At 46.1% G+C, this 22,714-nt stretch carries 14 protein-coding genes, 2 tRNA genes and 3 rRNA genes; 3 read left to right on the forward strand and 16 right to left on the reverse strand.

The window, feature by feature from the left end:
• Positions 1-42: 42 nt before the first annotated feature.
• The 5 genes from glnG to FX988_RS08405 form a co-directional block, all read right to left on the reverse strand.
• A complete protein-coding gene (gene glnG / locus FX988_RS08385; RefSeq protein ID WP_160179204.1) occupies positions 43-1,449 on the reverse strand; it encodes a nitrogen regulation protein NR(I) in 1,407 nt (468 codons plus the stop codon).
• On the reverse strand, positions 1,446-2,525 hold the full coding sequence (gene glnL, locus FX988_RS08390; protein WP_160179205.1) for a nitrogen regulation protein NR(II): 1,080 nt from the start codon (positions 2,523-2,525) through the stop codon (positions 1,446-1,448). The genes glnG and glnL overlap by 4 nt, the downstream gene beginning before the upstream one ends.
• Before the next feature lie 83 nt (positions 2,526-2,608).
• Entirely contained in the window at positions 2,609-3,127 is a 519-nt protein-coding gene (locus FX988_RS08395; protein WP_160179206.1) for a DUF4124 domain-containing protein, read from the reverse strand.
• A gap of 235 nt (positions 3,128-3,362) precedes the next feature.
• Positions 3,363-4,772, reverse strand: a complete 1,410-nt coding sequence (glnA, locus tag FX988_RS08400) for a glutamate--ammonia ligase (protein ID WP_160179207.1) — start codon at positions 4,770-4,772, stop codon at positions 3,363-3,365.
• Positions 4,763-4,978 (reverse strand): hypothetical protein, encoded by a 216-nt coding sequence (locus FX988_RS08405; protein WP_254700760.1) that lies wholly within the window; start codon positions 4,976-4,978, stop codon positions 4,763-4,765. Before FX988_RS08405 ends, glnA begins: the two co-directional genes overlap by 10 nt.
• A gap of 166 nt (positions 4,979-5,144) precedes the next feature.
• Between FX988_RS08405 and typA the strand changes: the two genes are divergently transcribed.
• Positions 5,145-6,980: a translational GTPase TypA gene (gene typA, locus FX988_RS08410; protein WP_160179208.1), complete on the forward strand. Its 1,836-nt coding sequence runs from the start codon at positions 5,145-5,147 to the stop codon at positions 6,978-6,980.
• Between the two features lie 66 nt (positions 6,981-7,046).
• Here the strand turns inward: typA and FX988_RS08415 are convergent, their stop codons facing one another.
• The 4 genes from FX988_RS08415 to hutC all read right to left on the reverse strand — a co-directional run bounded on the left by FX988_RS08415 (position 7,047) and on the right by hutC (position 11,877).
• Positions 7,047-7,829, reverse strand: a complete 783-nt coding sequence (locus FX988_RS08415) for a peptidylprolyl isomerase (protein ID WP_160179209.1) — start codon at positions 7,827-7,829, stop codon at positions 7,047-7,049.
• Positions 7,830-7,929: 100 nt separating this feature from the next.
• On the reverse strand, positions 7,930-9,456 hold the full coding sequence (gene hutH / locus FX988_RS08420; RefSeq protein WP_160179210.1) for a histidine ammonia-lyase: 1,527 nt from the start codon (positions 9,454-9,456) through the stop codon (positions 7,930-7,932).
• Positions 9,453-11,159: a urocanate hydratase gene (hutU, locus tag FX988_RS08425; RefSeq protein WP_160179211.1), complete on the reverse strand. Its 1,707-nt coding sequence runs from the start codon at positions 11,157-11,159 to the stop codon at positions 9,453-9,455. Before hutU ends, hutH begins: the two co-directional genes overlap by 4 nt.
• 1 nt (position 11,160) lies before the next feature.
• The gene (hutC, locus tag FX988_RS08430) at positions 11,161-11,877 is read right to left on the reverse strand and encodes a histidine utilization repressor (RefSeq protein ID WP_160179212.1); all 717 of its coding nucleotides are present in this window, start codon (positions 11,875-11,877) and stop codon (positions 11,161-11,163) included.
• Positions 11,878-11,978: 101 nt separating this feature from the next.
• Here hutC and hutI point away from each other — a divergent pair, with 101 nt between their 5' ends.
• Both hutI and hutG read left to right on the forward strand, forming a co-directional pair.
• Positions 11,979-13,202: an imidazolonepropionase gene (gene hutI / locus FX988_RS08435; RefSeq protein WP_160179213.1), complete on the forward strand. Its 1,224-nt coding sequence runs from the start codon at positions 11,979-11,981 to the stop codon at positions 13,200-13,202.
• A gap of 4 nt (positions 13,203-13,206) precedes the next feature.
• Positions 13,207-14,166, forward strand: a complete 960-nt coding sequence (hutG, locus tag FX988_RS08440) for a formimidoylglutamase (RefSeq protein WP_160179214.1) — start codon at positions 13,207-13,209, stop codon at positions 14,164-14,166.
• Between the two features lie 77 nt (positions 14,167-14,243).
• On the opposite strand, the gene FX988_RS08445 is transcribed toward hutG, so the two are convergent.
• The 7 genes from FX988_RS08445 to FX988_RS08475 all read right to left on the reverse strand — a co-directional run bounded on the left by FX988_RS08445 (position 14,244) and on the right by FX988_RS08475 (position 22,361).
• Positions 14,244-14,900, reverse strand: a complete 657-nt coding sequence (locus tag FX988_RS08445) for a nitroreductase family protein (protein ID WP_160179215.1) — start codon at positions 14,898-14,900, stop codon at positions 14,244-14,246.
• Between the two features lie 238 nt (positions 14,901-15,138).
• Complete coding sequence (locus FX988_RS08450) at positions 15,139-16,089, reverse strand: DUF2785 domain-containing protein (protein ID WP_160182137.1); 951 nt, start codon at positions 16,087-16,089, stop codon at positions 15,139-15,141.
• 783 nt (positions 16,090-16,872) lie between these two features.
• Positions 16,873-16,988 (reverse strand): 5S ribosomal RNA (gene rrf, locus FX988_RS08455).
• Between the two features lie 172 nt (positions 16,989-17,160).
• A 23S ribosomal RNA gene (locus FX988_RS08460) occupies positions 17,161-20,045 on the reverse strand.
• Positions 20,046-20,321: 276 nt separating this feature from the next.
• Positions 20,322-20,397 (reverse strand) — tRNA-Ala (locus tag FX988_RS08465).
• 115 nt (positions 20,398-20,512) lie between these two features.
• Positions 20,513-20,589, reverse strand: a tRNA-Ile gene (locus FX988_RS08470).
• A 239-nt stretch (positions 20,590-20,828) separates the two neighbouring features.
• Positions 20,829-22,361 (reverse strand): 16S ribosomal RNA (locus tag FX988_RS08475).
• Together the 16S, 23S and 5S rRNA genes with 2 tRNA genes alongside form the textbook arrangement of a ribosomal RNA operon.
• Between the last annotated feature and the right edge of the window lie 353 nt (positions 22,362-22,714).

Below are 22,714 nucleotides of genomic sequence, written 5' to 3' on the forward strand. Positions count from 1 at the left end.
TGTGTTACCACGATACTATCGTGATAACACAGAACAGTGTCATTACATGTTCAATTCTTTCAGTTTACGCGTCAGTGTATTGCGCCCCCACCCCAATCTTTTTGCAGCATCTTGTTTATGACCATGAGTGTGAAAAAGCGCGCGTTCTAGTAAAACACGTTCAAATACCAACATGGCTTCGTCTAAAATATTATTACGCCCTGATTGGAGCTGCTCGTCAGCCCAAGAAGCAAGTATGGTTTGCCAATCACCGGATGCTTCTTCACTCTCTTTACTCAGCGGAAGTTCGTGAATTTCAGGCGGTAAATCATGGGGTAAAACTTCTTGGCCACTCGCCATAACTGTTAACCAGCGACAGACGTTTTCCAGCTGACGCACGTTTCCTGGCCAAGGTAATTGCATCAAAATCTTCTTGGTTTCCTTACTCAAGCTTTTTACTTCAACCCCTAATTCAGCGCCAGCCTTCTGTAAGAAATGGGCTGCCAGCAGGGGAACATCTTCTCTTCGTTCCGTTAACCGAGGAATATGGATACGAATAACATTCAAACGATGAAATAAGTCTTCCCTAAACTTACCATCCGCCACTCTTTGTTCTAAGTTCTGATGAGTAGCAGCAATAATACGTACGTCCACCGTCACTGGGTTATGGCCACCCACGCGGTAAAACTGGCCATCAGCCAGCACACGCAATAAGCGAGTTTGTACGTCGAGCGGCATATCCCCGATCTCATCAAGGAATAACGTTCCACCATCCGCTTGTTCAAACCGCCCTTGTCGAGCATTTTGAGCGCCTGTAAAGGCACCTTTTTCATGACCGAATAATTCAGATTCAATTAAATCAGCAGGGATCGCCGCCATATTTAGTGCAATGAAGGTTTGTTTTGCTCGCGGGCTATGGCGATGTAGCGCTTGAGCAACAAGCTCTTTACCCGTGCCAGATTGACCATTAATTAACACACTAATACTAGAGCGTGATAAGCGCCCTACCGCTCTAAACACTTCTTGCATTGCCGGCGCTTCGCCGATGATCTCAGTGGCGGTTGCTAAAATAGGTCTCTGATTACTTTTAGCTTGCTCACGAACGTGTATTAACGCTCTGCGTACGAGCCCTACGGCTTCTTCTATATCAAACGGTTTAGGCAAATATTCAAACGCGCCGCTTTGATATGCATTTACTGCACTGTCTAAATCAGAATGAGCAGTCATAATAATCACAGGAATATTCGGATAGCGCTTATGCACTTCTTCGAGTAACGCCATACCGTCCATTTGCGGCATGCGAATATCAGACACAATCACCTCGGGAGGTTGATCTGTCTGCAATTGCAATAGTAAGTCTTCAGGATTCTCGAAGCTGAAACAGGGTATACTGGCTGCTTGCAGTGCCTTTTGTAAAACCCAACGAATAGAACTATCGTCATCAACTATCCAAACCGGTTCTGTGCTCATGAATTAAGTTCCTTCCTGTTAATAGGAATATATAAAGTGAATTCTGTGTGACCTGACCAACTTTCAACGTCGATCTTGCCTTTATGATGATCTATTAGTGTTTGAGCGATTGATAAACCTAGCCCCGTACCCTCTTTTTTGCCTGTTACCATGGGGTAGAATAAAGTATCTTTTAATTCGCTAGGGATACCAGGGCCGTTATCGACTAAGCTGATTCTCATCACGAGCGGGTGTCGCTCGCCGTGCACGGTCACCTGTCGCTCAATACGGGTAACCACGTTGATTTTTCCATCAGTTTGTCCGCTTTCCATTAACGCTTGCACGCTATTGCGCATAATATTTAATACGGCTTGCTGAACCATATCCTGATCTATGATGCTTTCAGGAATACTAGGGTCGTAATCACGTTCGATCACAATATCGTGACTAAGATCGAGCTGTACAAGCGTGATAACCTTCTCTAATACTCGGTGCACGTTATGACTTTGAAAGTTTGGACGAGAATTAGGCCCTAACAAGCGATCGACTAAATTGCGTAAGCGGTCAGATTGCTCGATGATCATAGTGGTAAATTCTTGCAGGTCTGCTGAAGGCAGTTCTTTCTCAAGTAACTGCGCTGCGCCGCGAATCCCCCCTAAGGGATTCTTAATTTCATGAGCAAGTCCACGTATCAATTCACGAGCGGCTTGTTGTTGAGCCCACTGCTGTGTTTCTTGACTAATTTTCTTTTGCTGTTCGATTAAGCGCATTTCAATTAACAAGGTGACGCCATCAGCGGTGTGCAAGCATGTAACGGTGACATCGGCATGCGTATGCCGTCCATCGGTAAAGCTGATTTGTACATCGCCGTCTGAATATCCTTCCCCATGTTGCATTCCTTGGGTAAAACGAATGAAGTCTAAACTCGCATCAGCAATAAATTGCTTGATTGAACAATCTATCAATAAATTTAGGCTGCGCTCAAACATTGCTTGAGCTGCATGGTTCGCTTCAACAATAACCAATTCTTCGTCCAATAAGATAATGGCAGTGGACAAGTTATCCAATAAAGTGTCAGTTTTCATTTTAAACGGCATATAAACAACACATTCAAGCGCACCATTTTGGTGCTTAAAGATTTATTTCAGCGTATCCAGTCCACTTGGTCAACTAGATGTGCCTAGTTAGGGCGATTCAACGCTGATGCTTGGTGCAAATAAAAGGTTTGCTTAGGGGTAGATGCAAGTATCTTGCCCGACTTGAGGGCAAATTCGATATAGAAGGTGTACGCACCACGATCTAACTGTTGTAGTTTAAATACGCCGCTATTTTGAGAAACACGCTGATCATTTAAGTGCAGTGTGTATTCGCCTTGAACTTGTGGGTCAAGGGTTGCTTGAATGGTCACTTGGCCATTGTTATCGCGAATGGTTTGTTCGGGTTTAGGGGAAGTAACTAGTAGTTTTATGTTAATTTCTTTCCGTGCTTTATCCGCAGATGAGGGTGTAATCGGCTTTTTAGTAACACCTTTTGAAACCATTACGGAGCCAGTCGGCAACGTCACTGGAACGGCCTGCTTACTAGGTATATCAGTATAAACGACGCTACCATCTGCTGAGATAACTTTATACACCGTGTCATCTGCTAGGGTAAGTAAAGTCCAAGTGCACAGTAAAAAACCAACAATACATCTCTTCATATTGAACACCGCTTACCTAACATTATATAAATACAACGACTAATAGACACCTGCCCAGTTTATACCAATCTCAAGTTTGGCGGTAATCACATTATACCAATTACTCCAAATCAAACAGGCTCTCACATAAAACCGCCCATGTATTTGAAGACTGGGCAATAGACACAAAAAAGCCTGCATGGCGCAGGCTTTTTGAGATTATTAAAGCAGCTTTACTGCTGCATACAAACGTATTTTATACGCTGTAGTACATATCAAATTCAACAGGGTGAACTGACGTATTAAGTAGTTCAACTTCTTGTGATTTAAGCTCAATGTAAGCGTCAATCATGTCGTCACTCATTACGCCGCCAGCGGTCAAGAACTCGCGGTCACCATCAAGTGCAGCAAGTGCTTCTTCTAAAGAAGTGGCAACCGTTGGGATTTCCGCAGCTTCTTCTGGAGGCAGATCGTATAGATCTTTATCCATCGCATCGCCAGGGTGAATCTTGTTCTTAATCCCGTCAAGGCCAGCCATCAACATAGCTGAGAATGCTAGGTAAGGGTTAGCAGTTGGGTCAGGGAAACGAACTTCGATACGACGTGCTTTTTCGCTGTTCACGTGAGGAATACGAATTGAAGCAGAGCGGTTACGTGCAGAGTACGCAAGCATTACAGGTGCTTCAAATCCAGGTACGAGACGCTTGTACGAGTTAGTTGAAGCGTTAGCAAATGCATTGATCGCACGAGCATGCTTGATAATGCCGCCAATGTAGAACAAGGCTTCTTCAGACATACCTGCGTATTTGTCGCCAGCGAAGATGTTTTTGCCATCTTTAGAGATTGATTGGTGACAATGCATACCTGAACCGTTATCGCCAACAAGAGGCTTAGGCATAAAGGTCGCTGTTTGACCGTATGCATGAGCAACATTGTGCACTACGTACTTATAAATTTGGATTTCATCGGCTTTCTTAACAAGTGTGTTGAAAAGACATGCAATTTCGTTTTGACCAGCAGTCGCCACTTCATGGTGATGTGCTTCTACGGTTAAACCCATCTCTTCCATAACCATACACATAGCGGCACGGGTATCGTGTGATGAATCAACTGGAGGTACTGGGAAGTAACCGCCTTTCACACCTGGACGGTGGGCCATATTGCCTTCTTCAAACTCAGCACCTGAGTTCCACTTGGCTTCAGAAGAGTCAATCTTGAAGAAAGAACCCGCCATATCTGTATGGAAACGAACGTCGTCGAATAAGAAGAACTCTGGCTCAGGACCAAACAATACTTTGTCACCAATACCAGTTGATTTAAGGTACTCTTCAGCACGGTTTGCTACAGAGCGTGGGTCACGATCGTAGCCTTGCATTGTGTTTGGCTCAAGAATGTCACAACGGATATTAACTTGTGTTTCTTCCGCGAAAGGGTCTACTACCATTGTTTCTGTATCTGGCATCAACACCATGTCAGATTCGTTAATGCCTTTCCAACCCGCAATTGACGAACCGTCAAACATCTTACCTTCTTCAAAGAAGTCTTCATCAACTTGATGAGATGGAATTGAGATATGCTGCTCTTTACCTTTAGTGTCCGTAAAGCGCAAATCTACAAATTTAGCTTCGTTTTCTTTAATAAACTGTAAAGCCTTTTCTACTGACATTTCGTCCTCCAGATTAAACGGTAATGTAAAATAACGTTGATATTGGTTAACTTAGCAATGTTCGAAGCGATAATCGTGCCAATCATAAATTTGGCAATTTCGCTGCTATTTGGGCTTTTCAAGTGGACACGGCTTGTTGCGCCCAGCACCAATGCACCAATCGAGACCACTATCGCACCATCATAGTGCAAATCAAACTTATTCAACTATATCGCCTATACAGTGACACTTAATAGTGCAAACACACGTTCAAAAAGTTAAATCCGCATAAACACTAAATGGTGTTCGCAAAATGCACATTATAACTGTACAATCCGCGCCCTATAAATTCCGTTAATGGTGGTTAAATCCACCCATACTAGAGAAAATATCATGAGCGCATCGCAAACCTCGACTGACAACTTGAGGAACATAGCAATTATTGCCCACGTTGACCACGGTAAAACCACCTTAGTTGACAAACTTTTACAACAGTCCGGTACGCTTGAGAGCAGAGGCGCTGCTGAAGAACGGGTTATGGATTCTAACGATATCGAGAAAGAACGCGGTATTACCATACTTGCTAAGAACACTGCGATCCGTTGGAATGACTACCGCATTAACATTGTAGACACCCCTGGACACGCCGATTTCGGTGGTGAAGTAGAGCGTGTTATGTCAATGGCTGACTCTGTATTGTTATTAGTTGATGCGCAAGAAGGCCCTATGCCGCAAACGCGCTTCGTAACACAAAAAGCATTTGCCCAAGGTCTTAAGCCAATTGTCGTTATCAATAAAATCGATAAGCCTGGTGCTCGTCCTGATTGGGTTATTGATCAAGTGTTTGATTTGTTCGACAACTTAGGTGCTACTGACGACCAACTTGATTTCCAAGTGGTTTACGCATCTGCACTTAATGGCTGGGCTTCTAATGACGCTGACCAACCTAGTGAAGACATGACCCCATTGTTCGAAACGATTGTTAAGCATGTAAATGCACCGAATGCGGACATTGATGGTCCTTTCCAGATGCAAATTTCTCAGCTTGACTACAACTCTTATGTAGGCGTAATCGGTGTTGGTCGTGTTACACGTGGTTCAGTAAAAACTAACCAAGCGGTAACGATCGTTGGTGCTGATGGCAAAAAACGTAATGGCAAAATGGGCCAAGTATTAGGTTACATGGGCTTAGACCGTATGGAAGTCGATGTGGCCAACGCCGGTGATATTATTGCTGTGACTGGTTTAGGCGAGCTTAAAATTTCTGACACTATCTGTGACCAGAACGCAGTTGAAGCGCTACCAGCACTATCAGTTGATGAGCCTACCGTTACCATGACGTTCCAAGTTAACACCTCTCCATTTTGTGGTAAAGAAGGTAAGTACGTTACTTCACGTAACATCCTTGAACGTTTACAAGACGAACTTATTCACAACGTTGCACTACGTGTTGACGAGACAGCTGATCCGGACAAATTCCGTGTATCTGGTCGTGGCGAATTACACTTAGGTATTTTGATTGAAAACATGCGTCGTGAAGGTTACGAGCTTGCTGTATCACGCCCAGAAGTAATTTTGCGTGAAGTAGATGGCAAATTGGAAGAACCGTTTGAAACTGTGACTATCGATGTACAAGAAGACCATCAAGGTTCAATCATGGAGCAAATTGGTTTGCGTAAAGGCGAACTAACTAACATGTCTCCAGATGGCAAAGGTCGAATTCGAATGGACTTCATCATCCCTAGCCGTGGCTTAATTGGTTTCCAAACTGATTTCATGACCATGACCTCAGGTTCTGGCTTGATGTACCATACGTTTGATCACTACGGTCCTCATAAAGGCGGTAACATAGGTCAACGTAAGAACGGTGTATTGATTGCTAACGCAACAGGTAAAGCCCTAACTAACGCTTTGTTTAACCTTCAAGAGCGCGGCCGTTTATTTATCGGTCACGGTGTTGAAGTATACGAAGGCATGGTGATTGGTATTCACAGCCGTGATAACGACCTTACTGTTAATGCTCTTAAAGGCAAGCAGTTAACCAACGTACGTGCATCTGGTACAGATGAAGCACAATCTTTGGTTCCACCTGTGCTGCTTTCTCTTGAGCAAGCATTAGAATTCATCGACAACGATGAGTTGGTAGAAGTTACACCTAAGAGTATTCGTATCCGTAAGAAGCTATTGACGGAAAACGATCGTAAGCGTGCTGGTCGCTCTAAGGACTAAGCAGTCTTGTTAATACAATTAAAAAAACGGCTCTCATGAGCCGTTTTTTTTGGTTCACACCAAGTTTTACTTCATTATTTTTCGCTTAAAGGCTAACAAGGCTAAACCTAATAATCCTAAGTACCCAATACTGCCCCCAGAGCTTCCTGAACTCCCTCCCCCGCTGTTATCTTGATTAATTAAGGTATTAGCTGGCGGATTCAATTCAGAGTGTGTCACTGTGGCGGAGTCCGTTACTACAACATCAGTAATAATCACGAGGTGTTCATCTGTTATGTCCACTCCCGCTGCGAGATCAGCTTGGGAGTAGTTGCGCAGTGGAGCAGCATTCGCCGCACCGCCCAGATCAAACCGGCTTAGCGCAGCAATTTCATCAATGATGTCCATTCCATCTCCCAGCACTTGACCAAAAACGGTAAAGCCACCATTTTGTACATCCAAGTTTGCGCTGTTGTCACTAAGATTAATAAACCATTGTGAAGTCGCACTATCAGGGTTACCACTTAATTTAGCCATCGCAATTGTGCCACGGCGATTTGACAATTCAGGTTCATTTTCGACTGCGCTGCCTGTTGGCACCGAATCCAGTGGAAGTGCGGCGTTATACTGAAAACCACCCGCTTGTATGACAAAGCCGGGCTCCGAGCGGTGCACTACATTATTAGCGTAAGCCCCTGAGTTTACGTAACTTAAAAAGTTTTCAACGGTTTGCGGCGTCGTATTATCGAACAAATTTATATTCACATCGCCCAGCACAGTGCGAATTTGTACTTCTGTCGCATGTGAGGCCGACATTGTAAGGCAGCTGAGACCTATTGCCAATGCAGTGTGTTTTAGTTTTAACATCATTCCCAGATCGTTTTAGATATTCAACAAGAAGCTAGCTTAATTCAAAAGCGATCTAGGATTCTTAACAATTTGTAATCTTTTTAAGCGACATATAATTCCATTAAATATCCACATATTGACACGCCAAATCATACAGAGAACGACGTGTAATCAATAACTTTGCCTGTTCAATATCAGGGGAGAAATACCTGTCTTTATCATAAAAAGTGACTTTACTGCGTAACAACGCGTGAACATCCTGCAGTCGTTCGCTGGTTTTAAGAGGAGAGCGAAAATCGATTCCTTGGCATGATGCCAACCATTCAATGGCTAGAATACCTGCGACGTTATCAAAAATATCGCGTAGTCGGCGTCCGGCAAACGTCGCCATTGAAACATGGTCTTCCTGATTTGCTGAGGTAGGTAAAGAATCAATTGATGCTGGATGGGCGTACGTTTTGTTTTCACTGGCTAGCGCCGCGCTTGTTACTTGCGCTATCATAAAACCAGAATTCACCCCGCCATTATCCACTAAAAATGGGGGTAAACCGCTCAAATTGGAATCTATTAGCAGGGCCATACGTCGCTCAGATAAGGCACCTATCTCTGCTAACGCGATAGCAAGCATATCAGCCGCCATGGCGACGGTTTCGGCATGAAAATTTCCCCCTGATAAAATGTCATCGGAGTCACAAAATACTAATGGGTTGTCGGACACACCATTGGCCTCGGTGACGAGTATCTCTTTGGCGTATCGAATTTGTTGCAAGCAAGCGCCTATCACTTGCGGCTGACAGCGTAATGAATAAGGATCTTGTACTTTTTCGCAACCGCCGTGAGAGTGACCTATTTCAGATTCTTGCAGTAAGGCTCTAAAGCTCGCGGCTACATCAGTCTGCGCTTGATGTCCGCGTACAACATGAATGCGCTCATCAAACGGGACTCTAGAGCCAAGCGCTGCATCCACTGATAACGCACCGATAGCAATTGAACTCGTCAGTGCATTTTCAGCATAAAATAGTCCTTGTAAGGCAAACGCGGTTGACGCCTGTGTACCATTAAGTAGCGCCAACCCTTCTTTAGGGGCTAACGAAATTGGTTGCAGACCAGCAATCATCAGCCCTTTTTCAGCCGAAATACGATTGCCTTGGTAAATCACCTCACCTTCACCCAAAAGCACTGCACTCATATGCGCGAGTGGAGCTAAATCACCAGACGCGCCCACCGAACCTTTCTCTGGTATGGCAGGGTACACTTCATGGTTATACAGTGTAATCAAGGCTTCAATAACCTTTAAGCGTATCCCAGAAAAGCCACGAGCAAGTGAGTTAATCTTCAGCAGCATGAGTAGTCTCACTACCGCACCCGACATAAAGTCTCCTATACCAGCCGCATGTGATAGCACGATGCTTCGCTGCAATAGCTCCAATTCATCCACTTCGATTTTTGTGTTAGCAAGCAAACCAAAGCCAGTATTGATACCGTAAACTGTCTGTCCTTGCGTGATAACATTTTGCACTGTTTTCTCTGCCATATTTATAGCCGCAAAGCTTTCAGGCGCCAAAACTATAGGCACATGGTGACGATGTACTTGGCGTAAGGTTTCAATACAAAGCGTACCGGGATGAAGAGTATATTTCGTCGTCATGCTTTAATCTTTCCCATAGTAGTGCTGCTAATCGCACCCTGCGCTAACATAGGCAAATCGAGTTTATGCTCAGCAGCGCACTGTCTGGCTAAGTCATAACCAGCATCTGCATGGCGCATCACACCTGTTGCTGGGTCGTTATGCAATACTCGGGCAATACGTTGGTCGGCCTCGGCTGAGCCATCACAGACAATAACAACGCCCGAGTGCTGACTAAACCCCATGCCTACCCCTCCACCATGATGCAAACTTACCCAAGTAGCACCACCTGCAGTATTGAGCATAGCATTGAGTAAAGGCCAGTCTGACACTGCATCTGAGCCGTCTAGCATCCCTTCTGTTTCACGGTTAGGTGATGCTACTGATCCAGAATCTAGATGGTCACGCCCAATGACGATAGGCGCACTAAGTTCACCTCGACGTACCATTTCATTAAACGCGAGACCGAGCTTTTGCCTTTCCCCTAAGCCCACCCAGCAAATGCGTGCTGGTAAGCCTTGAAATTGAATCCGCGCTTTGGCCATATCCAACCATTGGTGTAAATGAGCCTGATCTGGGATCAGCTCTTTAACTTTGGCATCAGTCTTATAAATATCTTGTGGATCGCCGGATAGCGCAACCCAGCGAAATGGCCCGATCCCTTGACAAAATAGAGGGCGAATATAGGCTGGAACAAACCCTGGAAAGTCAAAAGCGTTTTTCACTCCCTCTTCCAACGCCATTTGGCGAATGTTATTCCCATAATCTAATGTAGCCGCACCTGCCGCCTGAAGGCCGAGCATAGCCTCGACATGCACCGCCATGGATTGCTTCGCAGCTTTGACCACCTTTGCTTCATCCTGAGTTCGAACTTCAGAGGCTTGTTTGAGAGACCAACCTTTGGGCAAATAACCATTTAAGGGGTCGTGAGCACTGGTTTGATCCGTTACTACATCTGGTACTACACCCATTGCCAAAAGCTCAGGGAAAACATCTGCCGCATTGGCGAGTAACCCAACAGACACTGATTTATTGCTCTGCTTAGCGTCTTCTAGCAATGCCAAAGCTTGAGCCAAAGTTGTCGCCTTTTTATCCAAGTATCCTGTCTTTATTCTAAAATCAATGCGGCTTTCATCCACTTCAACTGCTAACATCGAAAACCCCGCCATCACAGCGGCCAATGGCTGGGCACCGCCCATGCCGCCTAGCCCAGCTGTGAGTATCCAACGTCCTTCTGCGTTACCGGCAAAATGCGCCTTTGCAATGCTTACGAATGTTTCGTACGTGCCTTGCACTATCCCTTGTGAACCGATGTAAATCCAAGATCCCGCTGTCATTTGGCCGTACATCATCAAGCCTTTTTTATCGAGCTCATTGAAGTGCTCCCAATTTGCCCAATGAGGGACAAGGTTTGAATTGGCAATCAGCACACGAGGAGCATTTTCGTGAGTAGGAAAGACGCCTACAGGTTTACCGCTTTGCACTAATAACGTTTCGTCGTTGTTCAGCCGTTTTAACACTTCGACAATCTTGTCGTAGCTTTGCCAATCTCTAGCTGCCCGCCCTATCCCGCCATAGACGACTAACGCATGGGGATGCTCGGCCACATCTGGATCGAGGTTGTTCATCAACATACGTAAAGCGGCCTCGGTTTGCCAGCTCTTGGTATTTAACGCGCTACCTCGCGGCGCGCGAATGGTACGAGTATCATCAAAGCGATCCATATTAACTCCTAGCGGTACGGGAGAAATCAAGATGTCCCCCTATGCGATAACGGTTTCCAGGGTGAAATAACAAGGCGTAACTCACAATGCCTTTAGCGGAATAGGTACGACGGCTAACCTGCAAACAGGGCTGGCTTGGCTCTATGGCCAAAAGCTTAGCAACATCTTGAGTCGGTAATATCGATTCAATCGCATGGTCTGCCTGTGTCAGGGGAGCCACACTATTTAAATAGTGATTTGCGGTCGTTTGGCTAAAGTTCTGTGTTAAATAATCAGGCGCCCATTGCGGGTTAACCAAACGGTCTTCCAACTGCACAGGCAATCCATTTTCATAATGAACAATACAGGTGTGAAATAACTCCGTCCCTGTTTTGACATCAAGCCAAGCCCCCTGCTCTGTGCTCGCCTTTACTTTTGTCTGAGTCAGCACTTGATTGGAATAGGAGTGACCACGCTGAATAATTTCATCATCGATGCTACGGATTTCAAGCATAGAACTCATAGGCCGATGATCATTGACAAACGTTCCTAATCCTTGGCTTCGTGCTAACACTCCTTCGTCTACCAATTCAGTTAGGGCTCGCCTAGCTGTCATACGGCTCACCTGGAATATTTCAGCCAATTTATTTTCTGATTCCACCTTGTCGCCTGGCTTCATCTTTCCTGCTTCTACGCTATCGATGATGGCTGATTTAATTTGTATGTATCTAGCTTGCATGACGACTCTCTTTTTTTGATTTTTGCAATTTAACCCAACCAACTTGTATATACAAGTGTATACAAGTACGATAACTAATAATGTAATGTGAGAGGTGCGACATGAGACACACGGCAGATTTTTGTATAAACAACGTCAACATAGCCACAATGAGCGCGTCTCCTACATTTGCTAACGTGCCCTATGGAATTAAGGAAAATGCGTCGGTTTATATTAGCGCCGGGCGCATTGAAAAAATTGACGACGCTAAGGATGTATCCTCACAAGGGAGCAATGTTATCGATGCCCAAGGTCAATGGTTATTACCAGGTTTAATTGATTGCCATACGCATTTGGTCTACGCGGGTAACCGCTCGTCTGAGTTTGAAATGCGTCAACAAGGCAAGTCGTATGCAGAAATAGCCAAACAAGGAGGAGGTATTCAAAGCACAGTGAGTGCAACCCGAAAAGCCTCTTATGAACACTTGCTACACTTAGCCAAGGATCGTGCAGCACGCTTAATTGAGGAGGGGGTAACAACAATTGAGGTGAAATCAGGCTACGGTCTGGACCTAGAAACTGAGCTGAGAATGTTGCAAGTGGCTAAGGATTTAGAGGCGTCATTAAGTATAAACATTGAGCCCACTTATCTGGGCGCGCACTGCGTGCCGAAAGAGTTTCGTGAGTCCCCTGACGCGTACGTTAGGTTTGTGTGTGAGCAGGTGTTGCCAGAAATAGTAAAGCAAGGGCTGGCAACTAGCGTAGATGTATTTTGTGAGACGATCGGCTTCACGCCGGCTCAATGTGAAACGGTATTTATTGCCGCCAAACGCCTCGGCTTAAATGTGAAAGCACACGTAGAGCAGTTATCTGATTTAAAGGGCGCCAAACTTGCGGCCAAATATCACGCTCTGTCGGTAGATCACATAGAATATTTACAACCAGAGGACATCCCAGCCCTAATCAGTTCCAATACGGTTGCCGTGTTGTTACCTGGCGCATTCTATTCATTACGTGAAACGAAATTGCCGCCGATTGCAGCGCTAAGGGCTCACAATGTACCGATGGCAATCGCGACAGATCTTAACCCTGGTAGCTCTCCTATTGCCTCCATATTAACGATAATGAATATGGGCTGCGTGCTATTCGGCATGACGCCAGAAGAAGCATTACTAGGAGTGACTCGTCATGCAGCTCAAGCGCTAGGGCTAAATAATAAAGGGCAGATTGTCAGCGGATTCGATGCAGATATGGTGTTGTGGGACATAGAACATCCTTGTGAAGTGAGCTACGGGATCAACCAAGTTCGCCCATCTCGCATATGGGTAAGCGGTAAGGAGCGTTGAACCGATGAGTAAATTTATATGGCGAGGTAGGACAGACGAAGAAGATGGAAACCAAGGCCTGAGATGGCATCAAGTGATGAACTCGTCCAATTCAGAGCTCAATTTCCCCAGTTGCCACCTTTTAGGCCTTGCTTGCGATCTTGGCGTCAAAGAGAACAAAGGCAGAATAGGAGCTAAAATTGGACCGAGTGCCATTCGCTCTGCGTTAGCAAATCTACCCTATCAATATAATGTGACACTGCACGACCGTGGCGATATTACTGCACAATCCAATTTGGCTAATTGCCAACAGGAATACGCCCAAGAAGTAACAAACGCATTACAACAGAATGCGTTTGTTATTGGGCTTGGCGGCGGCCATGAGATCGCGTGGGGCAGTTACTTAGGATTACACCAGGCGTTTAACCTTGCTGATGGGACTAAGGCAAATCGAAAACGTATCGGTATTATTAATTTTGATGCCCACTTTGACTTACGCAAACCGTCGCCGAATGCAAGTTCAGGCACTCCATTTCGACAGATTTTTCAGCACTGCGCTGATCATTCATTGGCATTTCGTTACGCTTGTCTAGGTGTCTCAAGAATGGCTAATACCCGCGCGTTATTTGAATTTGCCCAGCAAAGTAACACGCAATTTTTACTTGATGAGGATTGCTCCCTAGAACGTGCTCAATCGATCCTTCTACCCATATTACGTGAAATAGATGTGCTGTATGTCACGATTTGCCTTGATGCATTCCCAAGCGCACTCGCCCCTGGAGTAAGTGCACCGAGTAGTCTGGGAATTGATATTAAATTTGTGCTGAAAACGCTCCGCTGGTTAGCCTTTCAACAAACAACTCTTAGCTATCAATGGCCGATAATGGATATCGCTGAGTTAAACCCCAAATACGACATAGACCAACGCACTGCCAGGCTTGCTGCGCGGTTAGTTTTCGAAGGCATTGACGCGAAATTTTCTTAGAAGCGTCTACATCCTTCTATGAAACGGCAAAAGCCGAGATAAATCTCGGCTCTTTATAATGAATGAGGATTAATGTGTTAAACCACTTCAATAATTTCCTCGATTGCTAGGCGCGCTTTAGGCAATCCATAGTTCCAATCGTCATCGGCATTTTGATAGCCCATGGCCAAAGCGACTTCACAAATATGACCATCAAGCTCCTGCTGAAACTTCTCGCCGATTAGCTCAGGATCAACCCCTTCCATTGGTGTAGAGGCGATACCTAATCGAGCTAGCGTATGCATGATATTGCCTAACGCTAAATACACTTGCGCCTTAGTCCAGCTACCATTGTAACCATTTTCATCTGTATTCATCTCTGCGAATGCGTATGCACCCATAAATGAATCACGCATATCGGCAGGCAAGTGCCCCGAACTGACTTCGGCATCAACTCGCTTAGAGAACTTTTCTTTAGTAAATTTAGGATCATAAGCGAGCAGCAAAGTGTGCGACGCTTCTTTGGCATGCAACTGATTGAATTGATGCTTATTAGCGAATGTGTCATGTAGACGTTGTTTTCCTTCATCACTTTCTACAAGGATGAACTTCCACGGTTGTGAATTTATCGACGAAGCTGATAGGCGAATAGCCTCTTTAATTACAGTGATATCTTCTGGTGAGATACGCTTAGCTGTATCGTATTTTTTTACTGTATAACGTGTGCTTAAATCTTTAATAATTTGATGAGACATTGTTTACCGCCTTGTTTAAAAGGATATTGAAGAATATGGGCGGAAGTTTATGCTCTTTTTACACCACTGATAATTAGGCAAAACGTTGAAATACTTTCTTGATTACTTTGACAATATAAATACGTCAGTTAAAAAATCATTATCGACAAGCAATATACGACTAACAGTCAAAGCGCTGAGTGAAGGGAAGAGCTGATGACCGCAGCCAATATGGAACTGAACATTCAATTGGGCTAGGTCAAATCATTGTTTTGAGAGCATCTTGAACGACCGTATCAAGCTCATTCAACTCATCATTTTTCTTACCAAGGCTGATGAAGTTCTGAAGATTAAGCAAAAATGATTTTACATTATGTCGCTGCGCTAAACCTTCCTTGCTCGTAAACACCTCGTTCCAATTACTATATGGGGCAGGAGCAGCAACTTCGTTAACCCATTGCTTCCAGTATGCGATAGGCACATCTTTACGACGCATCGCATAATATACAGGCCTCGCTAAGCGTTCAGGCTCGGAATAAATATAGAAATGCCCCCCTTTTGCCCTCACTTGCTGGGCAATAGCATTTAACATCTGTTGTAACTGCAGTGAACTTATCCTAGGGTTAAGCACTAGTTGCAGTGCAGCGTCTGAAGCATGAGCAACACCGTGTCGCCAGCCAAGCTGCTCATCAAAACCTCTATAATCATCGGCCATTACAATATACGAAGACATAGTATTAACAGCTTGTGTAAGCTGTTCTGACTGTAAATAAGGGTCCTTACGATCGACCCGTAATACCTCAGAAAAAACGAGCACAGCAAACGGCACAAATACCGAATGCTCATCTGCTTTATTTTGCGCTACATCACTTAGCAGTGTTTCAAATAGAGAAGTCAGCTGCGACTTCTCAACACGATTAGTTCGTAACCAGGTTGAATAAGCTCCGTAAGCAACCTCATCGCGAATGACAGGATCATTAGACGCCAGGCAGTATCGGAGCTGTGGAAATAAGCTTCTTATTAAAGGGCGGCTAAGTGCAAATTGATTATCCTTTAATTGTTCGAATTTTTCTTTATTCCAACCATTAGAGAAACATGGGCCATCATTAATCTCAACACCGTCACTGTGAGCGTAACAAACAAAAGAATGGCTAATGAGCGTGAAAATAAAAACACGGAAAGCAAAGTTTATAATCGAGAAGTAACGCATCAAACAAGTCTCTGTGATGTATGTGTCAGCACAATAACATAATCCAACACGCGTCGTAGTCAGAGATCTATCAACGCTAAACGACACGCCATGGAGGGCGTGGCTGCCACTCCGTCGCGGGGAGTCCTTCATCATGGACGTGTTTATGCCGCACTTGATACTTCCCTGGAGGGTGAAGACGGGGCTTTCTGGAGCACCGCTCCAGCCGTTTGAACGACCGACATGGATGTCGGGCTGGACTCAGCTACAGGGAAGTATGACACCTAGCCGTCTACTACGTTAACAAGCCTTGAAATATGATTGTGGCTACAGTTTATTTTTTCTATAGCGCATATACGAAAAATGCCCTGACCGTTTTTTGGGTCAGGGCTTTTCGTGTAATGAGAGTCTAGCGGTGTCTTCCGGCAACCGTGTTGTCTCGCAGCGCGGCTGTCGCATGGGGGTGAAAGCGGGTCTTTTAGGAACGTAGTTCCTGCCGCTTGAACGGGCAGCATGGATGCTGCACCGGAGGTAGCCCCATGGATGGGTGAAGGCGGAGGCTTTTGCGAAGCGCAGCTTTGCCCGTCTGAACGACACGCCATGGATGGCGTGGCTGGGTGCGCTTCATCATGGACGTGTTTATACCGTGGCTACTACAACCCTGAAGGTTTGTTGCTGAGTCGCCTTTGCGCGACAGCGCTTAGGAAAAGGGCTATCCGTTGATGCCGTATCAACCTTGCAATACTTTATCCTGCGCATGCAAAAAAGGGCCATCCTTACGGATAGCCCTTTTTCTAAATGGGAGTCTGGCGGTGTGCTACTCTCGCATGGGGAAACCCCATACTACCATCGCCGCTAATGCGTTTCACTTCTGAGTTCGAGATGGGATCAGGTGGGGCCGCATCGCTATGGCCGCCAGACATAAACTGTTATTTATCAAGCCTTAGCTCAATAAATTCAATATGTAAAAGCTGATGCCGCGCCTCGTAAGGTCTGGCTGTAATCATCGCTAAATCTCTTTAGTCTTACTCTTGATTAAATACTTGTCATACAAACAACACGCAAACTTATAAAAAGTCACTTGGGCGTTGTATGGTTAAGCCTCACGGGCAATTAGTACAGGTTAGCTTAACGCCTTGCAACGCTTCCACATCCTGCCTATCAACGTCGTAGTCTTCAACAACCCTTTAGGACAGTTAAACTGCCAGGGATGACTCATCTTGGGGCTCGCTTCCCGCTTAGATGCTTTCAGCGGTTATCGATTCCGAACGTAGCTACCGGGCAATGCTCTTGGCAAAACAACCCGAACACCAGCGGTTCGTCCACTCCGGTCCTCTCGTACTAGGAGCAGCTCCCCTCAATCATCCAACGCCCACACCAGATAGGGACCGAACTGTCTCACGACGTTCTAAACCCAGCTCGCGTACCACTTTAAATGGCGAACAGCCATACCCTTGGGACCGACTTCAGCCCCAGGATGTGATGAGCCGACATCGAGGTGCCAAACACCGCCGTCGATATGAACTCTTGGGCGGTATCAGCCTGTTATCCCCGGAGTACCTTTTATCCGTTGAGCGATGGCCCTTCCATACAGAACCACCGGATCACTATGACCTACTTTCGTACCTGCTCGACGTGTCTGTCTCGCAGTTAAGCTGGCTTATGCCATTGCACTAACCTCCTGATGTCCGACCAGGATTAGCCAACCTTCGTGCTCCTCCGTTACTCTTTGGGAGGAGACCGCCCCAGTCAAACTACCCACCAGGCACTGTCCGCATTCCCGATTAGGGAACAACGTTAGAACATCAAACGTACAAGGGTGGTATTTCAAGGATGACTCCACGCAAACTGGCGTTCACGCTTCAAAGTCTCCCACCTATCCTACACATGTAGGGTCAATGTTCAGTGCCAAGCTATAGTAAAGGTTCACGGGGTCTTTCCGTCTAGGTGCGGGTACACAGCATCTTCACTGCGATTTCAATTTCACTGAGTCTCGGGTGGAGACAGCGTGGCCATGGTTACACCATTCGTGCAGGTCGGAACTTACCCGACAAGGAATTTCGCTACCTTAGGACCGTTATAGTTACGGCCGCCGTTTACCGGGGCTTCGATCAAGAGCTTCGCTTGCGCTAACCCCATCAATTAACCTTCCGGCACCGGGCAGGTGTCACACCGTATACGTCATCTTTCGATTTAGCACAGTGCTGTGTTTTTAATAAACAGTCCCAGCCACCTTTTCACTGCGGCCGCCATTCGCTTAGAGAGCAAGTCTCATCACAAACAGCGGCGTACCTTCTCCCGAAGTTACGGTACGATTTTGCCGAGTTCCTTCACCCGAGTTCTCTCAAGCGCCTTAGTATTCTCTACCTGACCACCTGTGTCGGTTTGGGGTACGGTTCGATATATCATAAGTTTAGAGGCTTTTCCTGGAAGCAGGGTATTTGCAACTTCAATTCCGTAGAATCTCGTCTCGTGTCTCAGGCATGTAGAATCCCGGATTTACCTAAGATTCAACCCTACACACTTTCACATAGACAACCAACGCTATGCTTGCATAACCTTCTCCGTCCCCCCATCACTGATATACCAAGTACGGAAATATTAATCCGTTTCCCATCGACTACGCATTTCTGCCTCGCCTTAGGGGCCGACTTACCCTGCCCTGATTAGCATGGGACAGGAAACCTTGGTCTTCCGGCGTGCGGGTTTTTCACCCGCATTATCGTTACTCATGTCAGCATTCGCACTTGTGATATGTCCAGCAAACCTCTCAGTTCACCTTCAGCCACTTACACAACGCTCCCCTACCACGCATAGTAAACTATGCGTCCGCAGCTTCGGTATATTGCTTAGCCCCGTTACATCTTCCGCGCAGGCCGACTCGACTAGTGAGCTATTACGCTTTCTTTAAAGGGTGGCTGCTTCTAAGCCAACCTCCTAGCTGTCTTAGCCTTCCCACATCGTTTCCCACTTAGCAATAATTTTGGGACCTTAGCTGGCGGTCTGGGTTGTTTCCCTCTTCACGACGGACGTTAGCACCCGCCGTGTGTCTCCCGGATAGTACTCACTGGTATTCGGAGTTTGCAAAGGGTTGGTAAGTCGGGATGACCCCCTAGCCTTAACAGTGCTCTACCCCCAGTGGTATTCGTCCGAGGCGCTACCTAAATAGCTTTCGGGGAGAACCAGCTATCTCCCGGTTTGATTGGCCTTTCACCCCCAGCCACAAGTCATCCGCTAACTTTTCAACGTTAGTCGGTTCGGTCCTCCAGTTGATGTTACTCAACCTTCAACCTGCCCATGGCTAGATCACCGGGTTTCGGGTCTATACCTTGCAACTAAAACGCGCAGTTAACACTCGCTTTCGCTACGGCTCCCCTATTCGGTTAACCTTGCTACAAAATATAAGTCGCTGACCCATTATACAAAAGGTACGCAGTCACAGAACAAGTCTGCTCCCACTGCTTGTACGTATACGGTTTCAGGTTCTATTTCACTCCCCTCACAGGGGTTCTTTTCGCCTTTCCCTCACGGTACTAGTTCACTATCGGTCAGTTAGGAGTATTTAGCCTTGGAGGATGGTCCCCCCATATTCAGTCAAGATAACACGTGTCCCGACCTACTCGATTTCACTTAAAATTCGCGTTCGTGTACAGGGCTATCACCTTGTATCGCTGTGCTTTCCAACACATTCCACTCGCTTATAATTAGCTTAAGGGCTAATCCCCGTTCGCTCGCCGCTACTAGGGGAATCTCGGTTGATTTCTTTTCCTAAGGGTACTTAGATGTTTCAGTTCCCCTCGTTTGCCTCATAACGCTATGTATTCACGTTACAATACCGCCGAAGCGGTGGGTTTCCCCATTCGGATATTTGTGGATCAAAGCATTTTGTCGGCTCCCCACAACTTTTCGCAGACTTACACGTCCTTCATCGCCTCTAACTGCCTAGGCATCCACCGTATACGCTTAGTCACTTAACCATACAACCCCAAATAACCTTCAATATTTGACGTATAGACACAAGGCCTACTCTGTATGCGTGACAAGTATTCATTTTCAAATCAGATAGAGTAAGCTCTTAAAGAGTTCTCTTAGTTTTGATTACTTTTATCAGCTTTCCATATTGTTAAAGAACATTGTGTTTGCGTTTACACGCATTCACGTAGGGTTTAAAAAACCCTAATCAATAGATACTGCGTCAGTACACATTGATTAAGGCTAATCTTCCTTCGAGCAAAAATCACTTTCTTAGAAAGTGGTGGAGCTAAGCAGGATCGAACTGCTGACCTCCTGCGTGCAAGGCAGGCGCTCTCCCAGCTGAGCTATAGCCCCTCAAAAAAATCATTGAGGATTTTCATCTTCGGCCAGTTCGTATTTAGGCTAGGCGGAGACCGAGTACGTTTAGCCTGCTAAACGACGAGGTGTCCAACACCGCATAAATGCGAAATGGTAGGCTTGGGCAGACTTGAACTGCCGACCTCACCCTTATCAGGGGTGCGCTCTAACCAGCTGAGCTACAAGCCTCTTGCTCGGTCTTTGTCATTGATACTGCCTTGCTACAGAATTTGCTTGGTCATTAACAGACGTTAACTCCCGGCGACAAATTCTTCGCGGCGTTGTCTCAATAACAAATCCACTTCGCAATCTTCTTTCGAACATTGCGACAAGTTGCTTGAATATCCCAAGCACTTCTTTTTTGCTCTTCTTTACTAACAACAAAACAATCTGTGTGAACACTCAGCCTGATGAGGCCGACCTAATAGTAAGGAGGTGATCCAACCCCAGGTTCCCCTAGGGTTACCTTGTTACGACTTCACCCCAGTCATGAATCACAAAGTGGTAACCGTCCTCCCGAAGGTTAAACTAGCTACTTCTTTTGCAACCCACTCCCATGGTGTGACGGGCGGTGTGTACAAGGCCCGGGAACGTATTCACCGCAACATTCTGATTTGCGATTACTAGCGATTCCGACTTCATGGAGTCGAGTTGCAGACTCCAATCCGGACTACGACGAGCTTTAAGGGATCCGCTTACTCTCGCAAGTTTGCTTCCCTCTGTACTCGCCATTGTAGCACGTGTGTAGCCCTACTCGTAAGGGCCATGATGACTTGACGTCGTCCCCACCTTCCTCCGGTTTGTCACCGGCAGTCTCCTTAGAGTGCCCAACTTAAGGCTGGCAACTAAGGACAGGGGTTGCGCTCGTTGCGGGACTTAACCCAACATCTCACGACACGAGCTGACGACAGCCATGCAGCACCTGTATCTAGATTCCCGAAGGCACCAATTCATCTCTGAAAAGTTTCTAGTATGTCAAGAGTAGGTAAGGTTCTTCGCGTTGCATCGAATTAAACCACATGCTCCACCGCTTGTGCGGGCCCCCGTCAATTCATTTGAGTTTTAACCTTGCGGCCGTACTCCCCAGGCGGTCTACTTATCGCGTTAGCTTCGCTACTCACGGATTAAATCCACAAACAGCTAGTAGACAGCGTTTACGGTGTGGACTACCAGGGTATCTAATCCTGTTCGCTACCCACACTTTCGCACATGAGCGTCAGTTACTGACCAGGGAGTCGCCTTCGCCACTGATGTTCCTCCAGATATCTACGCATTTCACCGCTACACCTGGAATTCCACTCCCCTCTCCAAAACTCTAGCCTGCCAGTTCTAAATGCAATTCCCAGGTTGAGCCCAGGGCTTTCACATCTAGCTTAACAAACCGCCTGCGTGCGCTTTACGCCCAGTAATTCCGATTAACGCTCGGACCCTCCGTATTACCGCGGCTGCTGGCACGGAGTTAGCCGGTCCTTCTTCTGTTGCTAACGTCACAGCTGATGGGTATTAACCATCAACCTTTCCTCACAACTGAAAGTGCTTTACAACCCGAAGGCCTTCTTCACACACGCGGCATGGCTGCATCAGGGTTTCCCCCATTGTGCAATATTCCCCACTGCTGCCTCCCGTAGGAGTCTGGACCGTGTCTCAGTTCCAGTGTGGCTGATCTTCCTCTCAGAACAGCTAGAGATCGTCGCCTTGGTGAGCCTTTACCTCACCAACAAGCTAATCTCGCTTAGGCTACTCTTTGCGCGGGAGCCAAGGCCCCCTTTGGTCCGAAGACGTTATGCGGTATTAGCCATCGTTTCCAATGGTTATCCCCCACACAAAGGCATATTCCTAAGTATTACTCACCCGTCCGCCACTCGTCATCTTCTAGCAAGCTAGAAATGTTACCGTTCGACTTGCATGTGTTAGGCCTGCCGCCAGCGTTCAATCTGAGCCATGATCAAACTCTTCAATTAAATATTTATCGAACATGAATTTTTTTGGTAGACACTCATCAAGTGAGTGCCCACACAGATTGTCTTGTTATTAATTGTTAAAGAACATTGCTACCGAAGTAGCGTGCTTCCTTAGAAGCGGCTTAAGATGCTGTCCGTGGACCCTCTCAAGCGGGAGGCGTATAATACGCTCTCAATCTTCGATGTCAAGGTGTTATTTTTATTTAATTTTAAATCAATTTTTGAAGCGAATCGAAAACTGAAAAATCAAACTAAACCGCCCTGCATCACGCTGATTGAACACTTTTAAAAAAGTCTTAAATCACCTGGAAAATCCAGTGTCGTTTCAGCTATTTTAGCGGCTGTCCCGAAGC

The sequence above is a fragment of the Paraglaciecola mesophila genome (genome assembly GCF_009906955.1).
Lineage (GTDB): Bacteria > Pseudomonadota > Gammaproteobacteria > Enterobacterales > Alteromonadaceae > Paraglaciecola > Paraglaciecola mesophila_A.

Excerpts from the sequence above, each read along its gene's own strand:
- glnL (WP_160179205.1), bottom strand. The coding sequence starts at position 2,525 with ATGCCGTTTAAAATGAAAACTGACACTTTATTGGATAACTTGTCCACT.
- glnA (WP_160179207.1), bottom strand. The coding sequence starts at position 4,772 with ATGTCAGTAGAAAAGGCTTTACAGTTTATTAAAGAAAACGAAGCTAAA.
- FX988_RS08395 (WP_160179206.1), bottom strand. The coding sequence starts at position 3,127 with ATGAAGAGATGTATTGTTGGTTTTTTACTGTGCACTTGGACTTTACTT.
- hutI (WP_160179213.1), top strand. The coding sequence starts at position 11,979 with ATGAGACACACGGCAGATTTTTGTATAAACAACGTCAACATAGCCACA.
- hutC (WP_160179212.1), bottom strand. The coding sequence starts at position 11,877 with ATGCAAGCTAGATACATACAAATTAAATCAGCCATCATCGATAGCGTA.
- hutG (WP_160179214.1), top strand. The coding sequence starts at position 13,207 with ATGAGTAAATTTATATGGCGAGGTAGGACAGACGAAGAAGATGGAAAC.
- FX988_RS08450 (WP_160182137.1), bottom strand. The coding sequence starts at position 16,089 with ATGCGTTACTTCTCGATTATAAACTTTGCTTTCCGTGTTTTTATTTTC.
- hutH (WP_160179210.1), bottom strand. The coding sequence starts at position 9,456 with ATGACGACGAAATATACTCTTCATCCCGGTACGCTTTGTATTGAAACC.
- typA (WP_160179208.1), top strand. The coding sequence starts at position 5,145 with ATGAGCGCATCGCAAACCTCGACTGACAACTTGAGGAACATAGCAATT.
- glnG (WP_160179204.1), bottom strand. The coding sequence starts at position 1,449 with ATGAGCACAGAACCGGTTTGGATAGTTGATGACGATAGTTCTATTCGT.
- FX988_RS08415 (WP_160179209.1), bottom strand. The coding sequence starts at position 7,829 with ATGATGTTAAAACTAAAACACACTGCATTGGCAATAGGTCTCAGCTGC.
- FX988_RS08445 (WP_160179215.1), bottom strand. The coding sequence starts at position 14,900 with ATGTCTCATCAAATTATTAAAGATTTAAGCACACGTTATACAGTAAAA.
- hutU (WP_160179211.1), bottom strand. The coding sequence starts at position 11,159 with ATGGATCGCTTTGATGATACTCGTACCATTCGCGCGCCGCGAGGTAGC.